Below are 17,155 nucleotides of genomic sequence, written 5' to 3' on the forward strand. Positions count from 1 at the left end.
GGCGCGGCCCCTCCCTCAAGGTGCCCTGGCGCCATGGTAGACGCGGGGCTGTCGGCTGCGTCCAGTTGCATACGTATTCATGGCGTCGCGCGGTAGCGCACCCGCCGCGCTGGCTTATGGTCCGGGTCTGCCAACGGCGCCTTGGGAGGGGAATTGCCGATGTCACCCACTGCTGTACGCGCGGTATTCGCGCACATGCTGGGCCTGGCCCTGATCGGATGGGCCACGCTGGTACAGGCCGCGCCCCAGGTGGCCAGCGTCGAATCGCCGGGCAAGGTGTTGAAGGTCAGCCTGGTGCTGGACGGCGGCACGGCCCGCTACCGGGTCGAGCGCCTGGGCGACACTGTGGTGGAGGATTCGAAGCTCGGCTTCGCCCTGCGCGACGGTCGCCTGGACCGCGATTTCACTCTGCTGGGCCAGCAGCGGCGCAGCGTCGATGACACCTGGGAGCAGCCGTGGGGCGAACGCCGGCTCACCCGCAACGATTTCAACGAGCTGACCGTGCAGCTGGCCGAAACCACCGGCAGCAAGCGCCGGCTGGATGTAGTGTTCCGCGTCTACGACGATGGCCTCGGCTTCCGCTACGTATTCCCCGAACAGCCGAATCTGCGCGAGGCCATCATCGATGACGAGCTGACCGAGTTCGCCATCGCACAGGACTCCACCGCCTGGTGGATCCCCGCCGGCGAACCGATCCACTACGAGTACCTGTACCAGCGCACCCCGCTGCGCGAAGTACCGCTGGTGCATACGCCGATGACCCTGCGCAGCCGCGATGGCCTGCATGTGGCCATTCACGAGGCCGCGCTGGTGGACTACGCCGGCATGTGGCTGCGCCGCAGCGAGGGGCAGCGCCTGCGCGCGCAGCTGTCGCCCTCGGCCGAAGGCTGGAAGGTGCGCCGCACCCTGCCCTTCGCCACGCCGTGGCGCACGCTGCAGATCGCCGACCGTGCCGGCGGCCTGGTCGAATCGGACCTGATCCTCAATCTCAACGAACCCAATGCGCTGGGCGATGTCAGCTGGGTGAAGCCGGCCAAGTACCTGGGCGTGTGGTGGTCGATGCACCTGGACAACGAGAGCTGGGCGACCGGGCCGAAGCACGCAGCCACCACCGCCAAGACGAAGAAGGTGATCGATTTCGCCGCTGCACACGGCTTCCGCGGCGTGCTGGTGGAGGGCTGGAACCCAGGCTGGGACGGCATGTGGGTGGGCAATGGCTACGACTTCGATTTCACCCGCGCCACGCCCGATTTCGACATCGAAGCGCTGTCGGCGTATGGCCTGAAGAAAGGCGTGCACCTGATCGGCCACCATGAAACCGGCTGCGCCATCGAACATTACGAGGCCCAGCTGGACGCCGCGCTGGACCTGTACGCACGGCTGGGCGTGGACCAGTTCAAGACCGGCTACGTCTGCGACGACGGCCAGGTCGACCGCCGCAATCCCACGGGGGGCCCACTGTGGCGCGAGTGGCATGACGGGCAGTTCATGGCTCGCCACCATCTGAAGGTGGTGCAGGAAGCCGCGCGCCGGCACCTGTCGGTGAACCCGCATGAGCCGATCAAGGACACCGGCCTGCGCCGCACCTATCCCAACTGGATCTCGCGCGAAGGCGCTCGCGGCATGGAGTACAACGCCTGGGGCCAACCACCGAACCCGCCGGAGCACGAGGTCAACCTGGTGTTCACCCGCATGCTGGCCGGGCCGATGGATTACACCCCCGGCATCCTCAGCCTCAAGGGCCGCCACGGCCAGGCCATCCCCAGTACGTTGGCGCGGCAGCTGGCGCTGTACGTGGTGCTGTACAGCCCGATCCAGATGGCCGCCGACCTGCCCGAACACTACCTGCAGCATCGCGAGGCGTTCCGTTTCATCGAGGACGTGGCGGTGGACTGGGAGCAGAGCCGCGTGCTCGATGGCGAAGTGGGCGACTACGTGACGATCGTGCGCCGCGACCGCAACAGCCGCGACTGGTTCCTCGGCAGCATCACCGATGAACACGGCCGCGTGCTGCCGGTGTCACTGGGCTTCCTGGAACCTGGCGTGCGCTATCGCGCCGAGATCTACCGTGATGGTGAAGGCGCGGATTTCCGCAGCAACCCGTTCGCGTTCGTTCGCGAAACCCGCGAAGTGACCAGCGCCGATGCGCTGACGCTGGTGCTGGCACCCGGCGGTGGCCAGGCCATTCGCTTCACGCCGATCCGCTGAACGTTTTCCTGCCTGCGCCCCCGTAGCGCCCGAGCCCACGCTCGGGCGGCGGTGCGTAGCGCCGAAATGCAGCCGAGCATGGGCTCGGCTCTACAGAACGAGACACTTGAAAGCGATTACATCCCTGCAGACGCCATTGAATACGTATGCAGGGTGATTCCCGCGAAGAACGCGCTGCCTACCATAGCGGCGACGACAGCGGCCACCGCGTCGCACGTTCACGGCGCCGCCGGAACGCTCACAAATCGATCTGCAACATTGCCTGGGAGGGGAAAATGTTGAACCACAAGCGCAGCGCGCTGAGCATCGCGCTGGCCGTTGTCCTGGCGCCGACGTTGGCGTCGGCACAGTCCACGCAGAGCACCACCACGCCGGCCGGCACCGCCGCCACCAACCTCGATACGGTACAGGTCACCGGCATCCGCCGCGGCATCGAGAGCGCGATCGCGGTCAAGCAGGACGCCACCTCGGTGGTCGAAGCGATCTCCGCCGAAGACATCGGCAAGCTGCCCGACGTCAGCATCGCCGAGTCCATTTCGCGCCTGCCCGGCCTGGCCGCCCAGCGCGTGGCGGGCCGCGCGCAGGTGATCAGCGTCCGCGGCCTGTCGCCGGACTTCGCCACCACCCTGCTCAATGGCCGCGAAGTGGTCAGCACCGGCGACAACCGTGGCGTCGAGTTCGACCAGTATCCGTCCGAGCTGGTCAACGGCGTGACCGTGTACAAGACCCCGGACGCGGCGCTGGTCGGCCAGGGCCTGTCGGGCACCATCGACATGCAGACCGCGCGCCCGCTCAGCTTCGGCGAGCGCGTGATCGCGGTCAGTGGCCGCTACCAGAAGAGCTCGCTGGGCCGCGCCGCCAACACCGATCCGTACGGCAACCGCTTCAGCGCCAGCTACATCGACCAGTTCCTGGACAAGACCCTGGGCATCGCCATCGGCTATGCGCACAGCGACATGCCGATCCAGGAGAACCAGGTCGGCCTGTACGAACCGTGGACCACCGAGCACACCGACAAGGGCGACCGTCCGGGCGTGGGTGCCGGCACCTACTTCTCCGATGGCATCAAGGCGCTGCGCCGCACCGGCAACAACAAGCGCGACGGCGTGATGGCCACGATCCAGTTCCGGCCGAACAACAGCTGGACCAGCACCTTCGATGCGTTCCACACCGAAGCCGAGCAGATCGACACCGCCAACCAGTTCGAGCTGAACCTCAGCAACTACAACGGCAACTACACCCCGGGCCTGCTGGTCAGCAACCCGCAGGTCAACGCCAATGGTTCGTTCACTGGCGGCACCGCCAGCGGCGTGTACCCGCTGGTACGCGGCATGTACAACAAGCGCAAGGACAAGATCGACGCGTTCGGCTGGAACAACGAGTTCAATTTCAGTGGCGTCAAGCTGGTCGCCGACCTGAACTACTCCAAGGCCACGCGCGACGAGCTGAACCTGGAAAACAACCTGCAGCTGACCCCGATGCCGCAGCTGGATACGGTCGGCGTGTCGATCCGCCAGGACGGCTTCTCGCAGATCAGCCCGGGGCTGAACTATTCCAACCCGGATGCGTTGTTCCTGACCAACACCATCTACGGCTCCGGCTACGGCAAGGTGCCGCAGGTGGAAGACCGCCTGAAGGGTGGCAAGCTGGCCGCCACCATCGCCCTGCCCGATGCCGTCGCGTCATGGGCGCCGGACATCGACATCGGCGTGAACTACGCTGACCGCCGCAAGGTGAAGACCCAGTCCGAAGGCAACATCCTGCTGGGTGCGCAGGGCGACGCCAACATCGCCTCGGACCTGCAGTACCGCCCGGTCAACCTGGGCTTCGCCGGCCTCGGCACCATCCCGGCCTGGAACGTGCCGGCCGCGGTGGGCCGCTACATGACCTTCAACCCGGTCGACAACCTGGACTACCTGATTCCCAAGTCGTGGACGGTACAGGAGAAGATCACCACCGCCTGGGCGCGCCTGAACATCAACGCCGACATCGGCGACGTCGGCGTGCGCGGCAACATCGGCGTGCAGATGCAGCACACCGACCAGAGTTCGGATTCGCGTTACTGGGACAGCTCGCAGTCGGCCGGCAACAACGTGCAGCCGTACTCGAACGGCCGCACCTACAACGATTGGCTGCCGAGCCTGAACCTGGCCTTCCTGTTCCCGCACCAGCAGACGCTGCGCTTCGCCGTCGCCAAGCAGGTCGCGCGCCCGCGCGTGGACCAGATGCGCGCCGGCCTGGAGTTCGGCGTGGACACCGGCACCGGCCGCCCCGGCGGCAGCGGTGGCAATCCGCTGCTGGACCCGTGGCGTGCCACCGCGCTGGACCTGTCCTACGAGAAGTACTTCGGCGAGAAGGCCTACGTGGCCGCCGCGATCTTCTACAAGGACCTGAAGAGCTACGTCTACACCCAATCGGTCGACAACTACGACTTCACCGCGCTGCTGGGCAGCTACGTGCCGCCGCCGGGCATGACGGCACCGGTGCTGACCACCGGCACCTTCTCCGCCCCGCAGAACGGCAAGGGCGGCACGCTGAAGGGCCTGGAACTGACCGCATCGTTCCCGCTGGAGATGCTGACCGACAGCCTGCGTGGCTTCGGCGTGCAGGCCAGCGCGACCTTCAACAAGAGCGACATCACCATCCTGGACCCGGAGAGCGCCTCCAGCGTGGGCAGTGATCCGATCAGCCTGCCGGGCCTGTCCAAGCGCGTGTACAACTTCACCGCCTATTACGAGCGCAGCGGCTTTGAAGCACGCGTCAGCCAGCGCCGCCGTTCGGACTTCATCGGCGAGATCGGCAACTTCAACGGCAACCGCAGCCTGCGCTACGTGGTCGGCGAGAACGTGACCGATGCGCAGATCAGCTACACCTTCAGCGACAGCAGTGCCCTGCGTGGCCTGACCCTGCTGCTGCAGGGCAGCAACCTGACCAACGAGCCGTACCGCACCTACGCCGGCAGCAAGGACCGCCCGCTGGAGTACATCGAGTGGGGCCGCACCTACATGCTGGGCGTGAACTACAAGTTCTGATCACGGCCGGGTCGTGCCGGCCGCTGGCTGGGACCCCGAACCCGGTAGCGCCGACCGCTGGCCGGCAACACAAAGGGAGCAGGACCGGAAACCCGCTGCGCAGGCAGCGGGTTTTCTTTTGCGCGGATGCCGGCACGTGATCAGCAAGGTCCATGCAGCGACATTCCAAGCCGTAGATCCATACCATGCGTGGATGCCGTTCACCGGAATTCCACCCACAAAAAAGGGACGGGGCGCTTCGGCCCCGTCCCCGCAAGTACCGCCACCGGAGAAAACGGTCAGCTGCGTCGGGCGCAATACACCGCGCGCGGCGGCAGCTGGAGTTCATTGCCCTGCACCGTGCCCGCATCCGGGCCCGGTACCGCCACCTGCTGCCAGTTCCCCGGCGGCAGCGGATGGGTCACCGCCTCGGCCGACAGGTTGAAGGCCAGCAGGAGGGTTTCATCTGCAAGCATACGCTCGAACAGCAGCACAGGCTCGGCACTTTCAAGGAATCTGATGCTGCCGTGCAGGAGGGCCGGCTGGGTATGCCGCCAGGCCAGGAACGCGCGGAACGCCGCCAGCACCGAATGCGGGTCGCGCTCCTGCACGGCCACCGCCGCCGCGCGGTGCTCGGCCGGGATCGGCAGCCAGGGCTGCCCGGTGGTGAAACCGGCTAATGGCGCATCGGTCCATGGCAGCGGGGTACGGCAGCCGTCGCGGCCCTTGAAATTCGGCCAGAAGGTGATGCCATACGGGTCCTGCAGGGCCTCGAACGGCACCTCGGCCTCGGCCAGGCCCAGCTCCTCGCCCTGGTACAGGCAGACCGAACCGCGCAGCGAGCACAGCATCGCCACCAGCATCCGCGCCAGGCGCGGATCGGCCGGGTGACCGCCCCAGCGGCTGACCGCACGCTCCACGTCGTGATTGGACACGGCCCAGCACGGCCAGCCTTCGGTCATCGCCGCTTCCAGCCGCGAGACCGTATCGCGGATGTAGGCCGCACTGTAGTCGTCCACCAGCAGCTCGAAGCTGTAGCCCATGTGCAGGCGGCCATCGCGGGTGTACTCGGCCGTGGTGGCCAGCGAGTCTTCCGAAGAGATCTCGCCCAGGCTGACCGCCCCCGGGTATTCGTCCAGCAGCGCGCGCAGGCGCTCCAGGAACGGCAGGTTCTCCGGCTGGGTGTTGTTGTAGTAGTGGTACTGGTAGGCGTACGGATTGTCCGGGCTGAAGCCGCGCCCCACCCGCTTCTCCGCCGGCTTGGGCGGGTTGTCGCGCAGCTGTGCGTCGTGGAAGCAGAAGTTGATCGCATCCAGGCGGAAGCCATCCACGCCGCGGTCCAGCCAGAAGCGCACATTGTCCAGTGTGGCCTGCTGCACGTCCGGGTGATGGAAGTTCAGGTCCGGCTGGTCGACCAGGAAGTTGTGCAGGTAGTACTGCTCACGGCGCGGCTCCCACTGCCAGGCGCCGCCACCGAACAGCGACAGCCAGTTGTTCGGCGGGGTGCCGTCCTCGCGCGGGTCGGCCCAGACGTACCAGTCCGCCTTCGGATTGCTGCGGTCCTGGCGGCTCTCACGGAACCAGGCATGCTCGATCGAGGTATGGCTCAGCACCTGGTCGATCATCACCTTCAGGCCCAGGCCATGGGCCTTGGCCAGCAGGCGGTCGAAGTCGTCCAGGCTGCCGAACAGCGGGTCGACGTCGCGGTAGTCGGCGATGTCGTAGCCGAAGTCGGCCATGGGGGACTTGAAGAACGGCGAGATCCAGATTGCGTCCACGCCCAGCGCGGCGATGTGGTCCAGGCGCTGGATGATGCCCGGCAGGTCGCCTACTCCATCACCGTTGGCATCGAGGTAGCTGCGCGGGTAGATCTGGTAGATGACGGCTCCGCGCCACCATGGATAGTGCGACATCGACAGCCCCCCTCCGGGCATGCGGGACCCGCCAGAAGCGGGCCGAAATCCTGTTCCAGCAAGCTTAGCGGCGGCCCCGCGGGCATGGCGCAACCTGCATACGTATTCACGCAGGCCGCAGCGTTTGCGGGGCCGGGAACGCCGGCCCGCCCGGTTTGCGCCCGAATTCACGGCCAGCGCCTATAATCGATGGTGAGCCTGAAAGCCTGATCGCATGACCATCACCGAAGACACCCGTCCCGCCCTGGGCCTGCCCCAGATCCAGTCGCTTGCCGCGGCCGACATGGCCGCCGTCGACGCCCTGATCCGGCGCCGGCTGTCCTCGGACGTCGTGCTGATCAACCAGATCGCCGACCACATCATTTCCGCCGGCGGCAAACGCCTGCGCCCGATGCTGGTGATGCTGGCCGGCCATGCGGTCGGCCAGGCCGGCCCGGAGCACCACCAGCTGGCCGCGATCATCGAGTTCATCCACACCTCTACCCTGCTGCACGACGACGTGGTGGACGAATCCAGCCTGCGCCGCGGCCGCAGCACCGCCAACGCGCTGTGGGGCAACGCGCCCAGCGTGCTGGTGGGCGACTTCCTGTACTCGCGCAGCTTCCAGCTGATGGTCGAGCTTGAGCGCATGCCGGTGATGCAGATCCTGGCCGACGCCACCAACCGCATCGCCGAGGGTGAAGTGCTGCAGCTGCTGCACGTGCACAACCCGGATACCGACGAAGCCGCCTACCTGCGCGTGATCGAGCGCAAGACCGCGGTGCTGTTCGCCGCCGGCACCCGCCTGGGCGCGCTGGCCAGCGGCGTGGATGAAGCCACCCAGCAGGCCCTGTTCGACTACGGCATGCACCTGGGCTACGCCTTCCAGATCGCCGACGACGTGCTGGACTACTCGGCCAACGCCGAGGAGCTGGGCAAGAACCTGGGCGACGACCTCGCCGAGGGCAAGGCCACGTTGCCGCTGATCCACGCGATGGCCCACTCTGATGACGCTACCCGCGAGCGCCTGCGCACCATCGTGCAGGACGGCGATGCCTCGGCGATGCCGGAAGTGCTGGCCGCGATCCGTGCTACCGGCGGCCTGGAGTACAGCCGCGCGCGTGCCGAGGAATATGCCGAAGCCGCCGAGCGCGCGCTCGATGGCCTGGGCGACAACGATGCCGTGGCCGCCCTGCGTGGCCTGGCCCGCTACGCGGTGCAGCGCTCGCATTGACCGGTAGTGCCGACCAACGGTCGGCACCTACCAAACCGGCATTCCGGTGGGTGCCGACCGTTGGTCGGCACTGAAACGGTCGCATTGACCGCATCCGGTAGTGCCGGCCGCTGGCCGGCATTGAAGCATCGGTAGTGCCGGCCGCTGGCCGGCATTCCCGATGACATCCGCAGCATCATGAGGTTGCCGGCCAGCGGCCGGCACTACCACTGCACGGCTTAACGCTTCTCGAAGCGTTCCTCGAAGAATTCATCCAGCGCCTTCCACGCGCGCTTGGCCGCCCGCTCGTTGTACTGGCAGCCCGGTGGGCTGTTGGCGTCGCGCTCGGCGAAGCAGTGCACGGCACCGCTGTAGTTGGTGAACTCCCAATCGACCTTGGCCGCATCCATTTCCTTCTGGAAAGCGGCGATGTCCTCGGCGGTCACGCTCCTGTCATCGGCCCCGTTGAGCACCAGCACGGACGGATGGGCGCCACCGGCCTGCGCCGGCAGCGGCGAACCCAACCCACCGTGCAGGCTGACCACAGCGGCCAGCGGCGCACCGGCGCGGGCCAGCTCCAGCACCGTGGTGCCACCGAAACAGAAACCGACCGCACCGATCCGGCTGGCATCCAGCGGTACCTTGCCGGCCTGCGCCTTGAGCACGTTCACCGCTTCCAGTGCACGCGCGCGCAGCAGCGGCCGGTCGTTGCGCAGCTTGCTGGCCACCGGCCCCGCCTCGGCATCGGTCTTCGGCCGCACGTCCTTGCCGTAGACATCAGCCACCAGCACCACGTAGTCATCACCGGCCAGCTGCTTGGCCTTCTCGACCGCCGACTCGTTTACACCTTTCCAGTTCGGCACCATCACCAGGCCGGGGCGCTGGTCATGCTCGCCATCGTCATAGACCAGCACACCACTGAAGGTCGTGCCCTGGTGTTTCCATTCCACCGGCTGCGTCTTCATCGCCGCCCACGCTGGCATCGCCGCCAGTCCCAGTACCATCGCCACGCCGCAACGCCAACGGTTCATGCGCCTGCTCCAATGAAAAGGGACGGAGGGGATCACGTCGCAGAACGCCCTCCCGTGTCGCATTCTGCCTTGGCGACGTGACGCAGGTGTGGTGGGATACGACTCAACTCTTTTCGACCCCCAATTCCGCATGAGCCTTGTTGAGCGCTTCCTCTCCGGCCTGATTCCGCGTCTGCCTGCCAACGACGCTGCGCAATGGGCGCATGTCGAGGGCGCCAGCACCGATGACCTGCAGGGCCTGCGCGCGCAGTGGCCAAAGGTGCCGGACAGCCTGCTGGAACTGCTGTCGCGCGTGGATGGCACATACTTCCGCGGATATCCCGGTGGGGAGGTGTGCGTGCTGATGCTGGGTTCGGATGTCGAGAACGGCCGCTATCCCTACTACCTGAGCTCGGCCGCAGACATCTTCGAAGACCAGGATGAGTGGGACGACAGCATCCGCACCATCTACGAAGAATGGCTGGACGACGAGCCGGAGATTCTTGGCGACGGTATTGATGCGGATGTCCCGATGGACCGCCGCCTGTGCTTCTCGCACTGCACGAACAACGGCGGCACCTCGAAGCTGTACCTGGATTTCAACCCCGCACCGGGCGGCACCGTCGGCCAGGTGGTGCGCTATCTGCACGATCCGGACAGCTACATAGTCATCGCACCCAGCTTCGATGCGTACCTGCAGCAGCTGATTGATCGCGATTACGCGTTCATCCGGCACGAGGACTGAAATCCAGCCGAGCATGGGCTCGGCTCTACAGTAGATCCACGCCATGCGTGGATGACGACCTCACCCACGCTCGATCCAATGCAACGTGCCCGGCTCGAACGCCAGCAGATCCGCTGCGGCCAGCTGGTCCCGCGGCCAGTGACGTTCCGGCGGCTTCGGCTGCCGGTCACTCACCGCACCGTCGTAGTCACGCACCAGCAGGCCGATACGCGCGGCACCAGCCTGCAGCAGCGCATCGATGCGCTGCAGCCAGTGGCCAGCATCATGCAGGGCTTCCTCGCGACGCACCTGTTGATCGTGTTCATGCCGCGCCAACTGCTCGGCCAGCGCGCGGGCGATCTTCGCCTCGCTCCAACCCTTCTTCCGCCAGCGATCGGCATCGCCGTTCCACGCACGAACCGCCTGCGACGAGGCCAGCGCAGTACCGCAATCGCAGTGCACGGCACTCAACCACGGCTGCCAACCGGGCCCGACCGCTGACTGCAGGCTGGGCGAATCCTGCGCAAACAGGCGCCGGCCACTGCGCTGCATGATCGCGGCGGCTTCAATGTGCGATAAGGATGCGGGCAGGAACAGGGTAATGAAGGTGCACACGCGGCTATCCGGGTCCGTCCGGGGATGCGCCCATGGTAACTCGCCGGGGTCAGAGCCCTTTCCTGAGGAAAGGGATCCGACCCCGATCCGGCGGATCAAGCGATGCCCAACCCCGGAATCGCGCTGATGCTGTCCGGATCGAACCCAGCCAGTTCGGCGAAATGACGTCCGCGCGCCACGTAGTCGCGGTAAGCACCAAAGCTCGGCGCACCCGGCGACAACAGCACCACCCCGCCCTGCGCGCCCAGCGCCGTGCGCGCCAACGCCATCGCCTCGGCAAGATCGCCCGCAGCGTGCAGGCCGAAGCGGCCGGCGTCGGCCAGCGGCTGCAGCATGGCGTGGATGCGCGGGCCGTTGCTGCCCATGGTCACGATCTCCACCGGCGGCACGTCGTGCGCCATGTGCTGCATGAAATCGGTCCAGTCCAGCCCACGATCGTGCCCGCCCACCAGCAGCGCGATGCGCTGCCCGGCGAAGCACTCCAGCGCAGCCAGGCTGGCATGCGGCGTGGTGCTGATCGAATCGTTGATGTAGGTCAGGCCATCGGCCACGCCGATGCGCTGCAGGCGGTTCGGCAGCGGGCGGAAATCCTGCACCGCCGGCGCCAGCGCCACCGCGTCCAGGCCCAGTGCCTCCAGCGCGGCCAGCACCGCGCACAGGTTGCCGCGGTTGTGGCGGCCCGGCAGCGGCGTGTTGCGGGTATCGAACACCGCCTGTTCGCCGCGATGCACGATGTCGCTCCGCATATGCCAGCCCTGCGGCTGGTTGAACCAGACCACCTCACTATCGGGCAGCGACAGTGCCGCCAGGTGCGGATCGGCGGCATTGAGCACGGCAATGCGCGGTGCGGCTTCCGTCACCAGCCGCAGCTTGTCTTCGATGTAACGTTGTTCGCTGCCGTGCCAGTCCAGGTGTTCCGGGAACAGGTTCAGCACCACTGCCACCTGCGGGTGGGCGCCACTGCGCGCCACTTCACCGGTCTGGTAGCTGGACAGCTCGACGGCCCAGTACTCGGGCGCCGGCTGCGGGTCCAGCACTTCCAGCAGCGGCAGGCCGATGTTGCCGACCAGTCCGGTGCGATGCCCGGCCGCGCGCAACAGGTGCGCGACCAGCGCGGTGGTGGTGCTCTTGCCCTTGGTGCCGGTCACGCACACGGTGTCGTGCACGATGCCATCGTCGGCCGCGTGTTCGGCGAACCACAGCGCGGTGCCGCCGATGAAGGTGGTGCCCTGCGCTGCCGCCGCCAGCGCGATCGGCTGATAGGGACTGATCCCGGGCGATTTGATCACCACGTCGAACGCGGCCAGCGCTTCAGCAGAAGGCTCGCCACGCACGTCCAGCGCGCCCTGCGTTTCCGCACGCGCGGTCTCGACTTCGGCCGCCGGGCAGAACAGGCTCAGCGGCAGCGTGGGCAGGCGCTCACGCAGCACCGCAAACGCGGCGCGGCCCTCGCGGCCCCAGCCCCACAGCGCGACGCGCTTTCCTTCAAGCTTCGAAATCTTCACGCACCCGTTCCCACAGCGCAGCCGGAACGCGGTGCTCGCCCTGCAGTTGCAGCAGCGGTGCCAGTTCCAGTTCGGCGGCATCCAGCTGCGGCTGGATCTCGTTGCAGAAGCGTTTCACCAGCACGTCTTCATTCCACTCCGGGCGCTGCGCCAGCGTCGCCATCGCCGCACGCGATTCGCGGCCTTCACCCACGCACTCGAACGGCTTGTGGTCCTGGAATTCCAGCAGCGCATCGAAGCCACCGGCCTGCTCGGCATCGTCCAGCAGGTTGCGGCCGAAGATGCGCACCAGGCGCGTCTTGGGCATGAACGGGGCCAGCGCCAGGAACACGAAATGGCACTTCGGGCAGACGCCACACCAGCGGTTCACCGGGCGCTCGCCGAGGATGTGGAAATTGCGGTTGCAGCTGGAGAAGTGCGCGTCGTAGAAATCAGTCTTGGCGAACTGGCGGGCCACCGCCAGCTCGGACATCGGTCGCAGCAGCGAGTAGTACTGCAGATCCGCCGCCACGTACTTCCGCACATGGCTGCCGAACGCCTGCTCGCAGGCCCAGCCCTTGGACCACTGGTGGTTCACTTCGCCGGTGCCCGGAATCTGGCTGCCGTAGCTGGCCGAACGCTCGTTGGAGAACACGACCTGGTCCACGCCGTGCAGCAGGGCGGCCAGCACCATGATTGCCGAGTTCACCACCGTCACCGGGATATGGCCGTTCCAGGCACCCTGGCGGTTCAACTCGAACAGTTCCGGTGCCAGCGTGCGGCCCAGGTTCAATGTCGGCAGGCCGGTGCGCTCGGCGCAGGCGCGGATCAGCTGCGAGCCACCGATCCAGGTCACCGTCTCGTCCACGCCGGCACGGCGCAGCGCTTCGATGCTGACCAGCGAATCCTTGCCGCCGCCGATGGCCACCAGCGCGTGCGGCCGCAGGCCCAGCGCCGGCGCCTGCACGGCCTCGCCCTGCACCGGCAACCGGAAGCGGCCGCGCAGGTTCAGGCCGTTGCGGTAGGCGAATTCGCCCAGGCCATTGAGGTAAATGGTCTCCACCAGTGCGGCGGTATCGGCATCGATGCTGTAACTGTCGATGCTGACCGTATCCGGTACGCCGGCCTTGTAGTAGCTGACGCCGGCGATCAGGTGCAGCAGCTGCAGCGCACGCTGCACGGCGGCGGCACGCGCCTCGTCCAGCACGAACGGGGCGCCCGGCACGGTGATGGTTTCCACCATCTCCGGGCCGTCATCAAAGGCATAAACCAGCTTGGCCACGCCGGTCTCTGCGGCGAACTCGCAGCGGACAAAGCGGAAGCGGGAAACCTGGTGTTTGTCGAAAGCAGTCATGGTGTATCCGGTCAGGCACGGGCCCGCGCGAAGGCGCGGGGCGTGTCGGTGGGCGGGTGCAGGGCGCGCGCGGTGGTCATTCGATCACGTCTTCGCGCGGCAGCATCCGCTGGTTGTAGGTGTTGGCCATCACATAGCCGTAGGCACCGGCATCGGCGATCAGCATCACGTCGTCCGGCGCGGTCGACACCGGCAGCTTGCGGCGCTTGCCAAACACATCGCTGGATTCGCAGATCGGGCCGACCACATCGAACGCCGCTTCGGCATAACCGCCCTGGCGGCTGAGGTTCTCGATGTCATGCCAGGCGTCGTACAGCGCCGGGCGCATCAGTGCGTTCATGCCGGCGTCCAGGCCGACACGGCGCACGCCGTCCTTTTCCACCACCTGGGTGGCATGGGTCAGCAGCACGCCCGATTCGGCCACCAGGTAGCGGCCCGGCTCGATCGCCAGGCGGAATGCCGGGTGCAGCGCCTTGACCTCGGCCAGGCCCTCGGCCCAGGCGTCCAGGTCGAAGGGTTCGTCTTCGTCGCTGTACGGAATTGGCAGGCCGCCACCGATATCGATGGTCTGCACGCTGCCGATGCGGCGGGCGAAACCGGCCAGCTCATCGCACATCAGGCGCCAGTGCTGCGCGGTTTCCACGCCGCTGCCCAGGTGCGCATGCAGGCCCACCACGCGGCTGCCCAGTTCGGTGGCCGCGCGCACGAACTCGTCGACGCGGGCGATCGGCAGGCCGAACTTGGACTCCTTGCCACCGGTACGGACCTTGGCGTGGTGGCCCTCACCCCGGCCCAGATCGACGCGCAGCCACAGCTCGCGGTTGCGGAACAGGTCCGGCCAGCGCTGCAGCGCTTCCACGTTGTCGACGGTCACGGTCACGCCCAGCGCAAACGCCGCCTCGTACTCGCTGCGCGGGCAGAAGCTGGGGGTGAACAGCACGCGCTTGGGCGACAGTTCCGGCAGGTGCTGGAACACATGCTTCAGCTCGCCGTGCGACACGCACTCCAGGCCGAAGCCTTCGGCTTCCAGCAGCTGCAGGATGGCCGGGTGGCTGTTGGCCTTGATCGCGTAGTAGCGCTGGTCGATCGGCTTGATTGCGGCCAGTGCACGGGCGCGGGCGCGCACCGTCGGCAGGTGGTAGACGTAGCGCGGCGTACCGGCATCGGCCAGCTGCAGCAGGTGCGCACGCTGGCCGCGCCACCACGGCGTGCCGCGCGGGCGCACGGTGCCGGCAATCTCGCGCCAGCGCGGGCCGAACACTTCGGTCTCCTCCACCGGCATCGCGCCGCTGTCGATCAGCTCTGCGTGCAGGATCGGCAGCAGGCCATCGGCATCGGCCTCGTCGATGACGAAGGTCAGGTTCAGGTCGTTGGACGACTGCGAGATCATGTGCACGCGCTCGCGGCCGAAGGTGGCCCACACGTCCGACAGCTTGTGCAGCAGCGACCGCATGCCGCGGCCCACCAGGGTGATCGCCGCGCACGGCACGATCACCTTCACCTTGCAGATCTGCGACAGGTCGGCCGACAGCGCGGCCAGCACATCGGTGTTGACCAGGTTCTCGGACGGGTCCAGCGACACGGTGACGTTGGTCTCGGCCGAACCGATCAGGTCCACCGACAGGCCGTGCTTCTTGAACAGGTTGAACACATCGGCCAGGAAGCCGACCTGCTGCCACATGCCGATGCCTTCCATCGACACCAGCACGATGCCATTGCGGCGGCTGATCGCCTTCACCCCCGGCACCGGTGCGGCGCTGCCATCGATGCTGGTGCCCGGCAGTTCCGGGCGCTCGGTATCGAGGATGGCCATCGGCACGCCGGCATCGCGGCACGGCTTGATCGAGCGCGGGTGCAGCACCTTGGCGCCGGTGGTGGCGATTTCCTGCGCTTCGTAATAGTCCAGGCGGGTCAGCAGGCGCGCGTCCGGCACGTCCTTCGGATTGGCGCTGAACATGCCCGGCACATCGGTCCAGATCTCCACCCGGCTGGCGCCGAGCAGCGCACCGAAGTACGCCGCCGAGGTATCCGAGCCACCACGGCCGAGGATGGCGGTACCGCCATCGGCATGCCGCGAAATGAAGCCCTGGGTGATCAGCAGGCGGGTCGGCTGCGCGCGGAAGCGCTGCATCCACTCCGCGTCGGCGCGCCACTGGCAGTTCACCGACAGCCGCTGCGACCAGTCGCTCTGGTTCGGCTGCGGCGGCATCGCGTCCAGCCACTGGCGGGCATCCATCCAGCCCATGTCCAGGCCCGAGGCGCGCAGATAGGCCGCGCCCAGGGTGGAGGACAGCAGCTCGCCCTGGCCCAGCACTTCGGCCTGCCAATCCAGCGGACGGGTGGCCGCCCGCGCATCGTCGAGCAGGCCCTGCAGCGCCGCCAGCCGTTCGGCCAGCACCTCGCGGCCCAGGCCGAGTTCGGCCAGGAAGCCCTCATGGCGCTCGACAAGCGCTGCCACGCGATCACCGCTGTCCGGCGCGCCGTCGGCGATCGCGGTCAGTTCGTTGGTGACCCCGGACAGCGCCGATACCACCACCAGCACGCGCGATCCGGTCTCTTCCGCGCGTTTTTTCGCCAGCTTCCCGATCGTGTCCCAGCGGTGACGACGCGACACCGAAGTGCCGCCGAACTTCAGTACGATCCAACGATCGACAAGGGGGGAAGCTGACATGGATTGGCTATGTAGAATGTGGGGAAGCCGCCCTCGGGGGGCGGAACCTTTGATTCTAAGCGCAATATCCCCGTAGATGGCCCTCCTTCGTTACCTGCAGCTCGATGTCTTCGGCCCCCGCCCCGGAACCGGCAATCCACTGGGCGTCATCCTGGACGCCGACGCGCTCTCCAGCAGCCAGATGCAGGCCCTGGCCGCCTGGCTGAACCTGTCCGAGACGGTGTTCTTCCTGCGCCCCACCGCGCCCGGCGCCGATTACCACATCCGCATCTTCACCCCGACCCGTGAGCTGGCCTTCGCCGGCCACCCCAGCGTCGGTGCCGCCTGGGCGGCGGTGACCTGCGGCCTGGCCCAACCGCGCGACGGCGCCCTGCTGCAGCAATGCGCGGCAGGGGTGCTCCCAGTACGGGTGAGCGGTCCAGCCGAGGCACTGGAGATCCAGCTGGCCAGCCCGCCGGCACGGCAACTGGACACGGAGGCAGGCGGAGCGCCCGCCGCGCTGTTGGCGCTCGCTGCCGACGGGCAGGTGCCCGAACTCTGGGACAACGGCGCACGCTGGTGGCTGCTGCCACTGCGCGACGCCGACGCCGTGCGCAGCCTGCTGCCGGACATGGCCGCGCTGGCCGACTGGAGCCTTGCCACCGATGCCACCGGCGTGGCGGTGTTCGCCGACGAAGCCGGCGCCGGCCATGCCCGCGTGGTGCGCGCGTTCTGCCCCGCCGATGCCCCCAGCGTGCCCGAGGACCCGGTCACTGGCAGCGCCAATGCGCTGATCGGCGCCTGGCTGCGGCAGCGCGATGCCCTGCCCGGCGGCGAAGGCCGCTACGTGGCCAGCCAGGGCCGCGAAGTGGGCCGCGATGGCCGCGTCCAGGTGCAGGTCGACGCGCAGGGCACGGTGTGGATCGGCGGCCAGGTGCAGCCGGTCATCGACGGCCAGATCCGTTGGCTGTAGAGCCGAGCCCACGCTCGGCTG

General features: G+C 67.5%; 11 protein-coding genes. 5 read left to right on the forward strand and 6 right to left on the reverse strand.

Translation table 11 applies throughout. The features are described from left to right. Positions 1–153: 153 nt before the first annotated feature. Both ACM0PY_RS03405 and ACM0PY_RS03410 read left to right on the forward strand, forming a co-directional pair. Positions 154–2,208: a glycoside hydrolase family 97 protein gene (locus ACM0PY_RS03405; protein ID WP_134972262.1), complete on the forward strand. Its 2,055-nt coding sequence runs from the start codon at positions 154–156 to the stop codon at positions 2,206–2,208. A 275-nt stretch (positions 2,209–2,483) separates the two neighbouring features. Beyond that, positions 2,484–5,240 carry a TonB-dependent receptor gene (locus ACM0PY_RS03410; RefSeq protein WP_180884946.1) on the forward strand — a complete coding sequence of 919 codons (2,757 nt, stop codon included), beginning with the start codon at positions 2,484–2,486 and terminating at the stop codon, positions 5,238–5,240. A 278-nt stretch (positions 5,241–5,518) separates the two neighbouring features. On the opposite strand, the gene ACM0PY_RS03415 is transcribed toward ACM0PY_RS03410, so the two are convergent. Next, a complete protein-coding gene (locus ACM0PY_RS03415; protein WP_134972261.1) occupies positions 5,519–7,132 on the reverse strand; it encodes an alpha-glucosidase family protein in 1,614 nt (537 codons plus the stop codon). A 214-nt stretch (positions 7,133–7,346) separates the two neighbouring features. Here ACM0PY_RS03415 and ACM0PY_RS03420 point away from each other — a divergent pair, with 214 nt between their 5' ends. Next, positions 7,347–8,345, forward strand: coding sequence for a polyprenyl synthetase family protein (locus ACM0PY_RS03420; protein ID WP_005408451.1), 999 nt, complete (start codon positions 7,347–7,349; stop codon positions 8,343–8,345). Positions 8,346–8,563: 218 nt separating this feature from the next. Here the strand turns inward: ACM0PY_RS03420 and ACM0PY_RS03425 are convergent, their stop codons facing one another. Further along, positions 8,564–9,355, reverse strand: coding sequence for a dienelactone hydrolase family protein (locus ACM0PY_RS03425; RefSeq protein ID WP_134972260.1), 792 nt, complete (start codon positions 9,353–9,355; stop codon positions 8,564–8,566). 130 nt (positions 9,356–9,485) lie between these two features. Between ACM0PY_RS03425 and ACM0PY_RS03430 the strand changes: the two genes are divergently transcribed. Then, positions 9,486–10,079: an SMI1/KNR4 family protein gene (locus ACM0PY_RS03430; RefSeq protein WP_134972259.1), complete on the forward strand. Its 594-nt coding sequence runs from the start codon at positions 9,486–9,488 to the stop codon at positions 10,077–10,079. 60 nt (positions 10,080–10,139) lie between these two features. On the opposite strand, the gene ACM0PY_RS03435 is transcribed toward ACM0PY_RS03430, so the two are convergent. The 4 genes from ACM0PY_RS03435 to ACM0PY_RS03450 all read right to left on the reverse strand — a co-directional run bounded on the left by ACM0PY_RS03435 (position 10,140) and on the right by ACM0PY_RS03450 (position 16,182). After that, positions 10,140–10,673, reverse strand: coding sequence for a hypothetical protein (locus ACM0PY_RS03435; RefSeq protein WP_134972258.1), 534 nt, complete (start codon positions 10,671–10,673; stop codon positions 10,140–10,142). Between the two features lie 95 nt (positions 10,674–10,768). Then, entirely contained in the window at positions 10,769–12,178 is a 1,410-nt protein-coding gene (gene murD / locus ACM0PY_RS03440) for a UDP-N-acetylmuramoyl-L-alanine--D-glutamate ligase (protein ID WP_134972257.1), read from the reverse strand. Further along, complete coding sequence (gene murL, locus ACM0PY_RS03445) at positions 12,159–13,511, reverse strand: UDP-N-acetyl-alpha-D-muramoyl-L-alanyl-L-glutamate epimerase (RefSeq protein ID WP_180884948.1); 1,353 nt, start codon at positions 13,509–13,511, stop codon at positions 12,159–12,161. Before murL ends, murD begins: the two co-directional genes overlap by 20 nt. Before the next feature lie 76 nt (positions 13,512–13,587). Then, positions 13,588–16,182, reverse strand: a complete 2,595-nt coding sequence (locus ACM0PY_RS03450; RefSeq protein WP_061479209.1) for a bifunctional aspartate kinase/diaminopimelate decarboxylase — start codon at positions 16,180–16,182, stop codon at positions 13,588–13,590. 76 nt (positions 16,183–16,258) lie between these two features. Between ACM0PY_RS03450 and ACM0PY_RS03455 the strand changes: the two genes are divergently transcribed. Then, positions 16,259–17,134, forward strand: a complete 876-nt coding sequence (locus tag ACM0PY_RS03455) for a PhzF family phenazine biosynthesis protein (RefSeq protein ID WP_180884950.1) — start codon at positions 16,259–16,261, stop codon at positions 17,132–17,134. Positions 17,135–17,155 lie beyond the last annotated feature (21 nt).

This window comes from Stenotrophomonas sp. BR163, from assembly GCF_047520985.2.
In the GTDB taxonomy this organism is placed as follows: Bacteria; Pseudomonadota; Gammaproteobacteria; order Xanthomonadales; family Xanthomonadaceae; genus Stenotrophomonas; species Stenotrophomonas sepilia.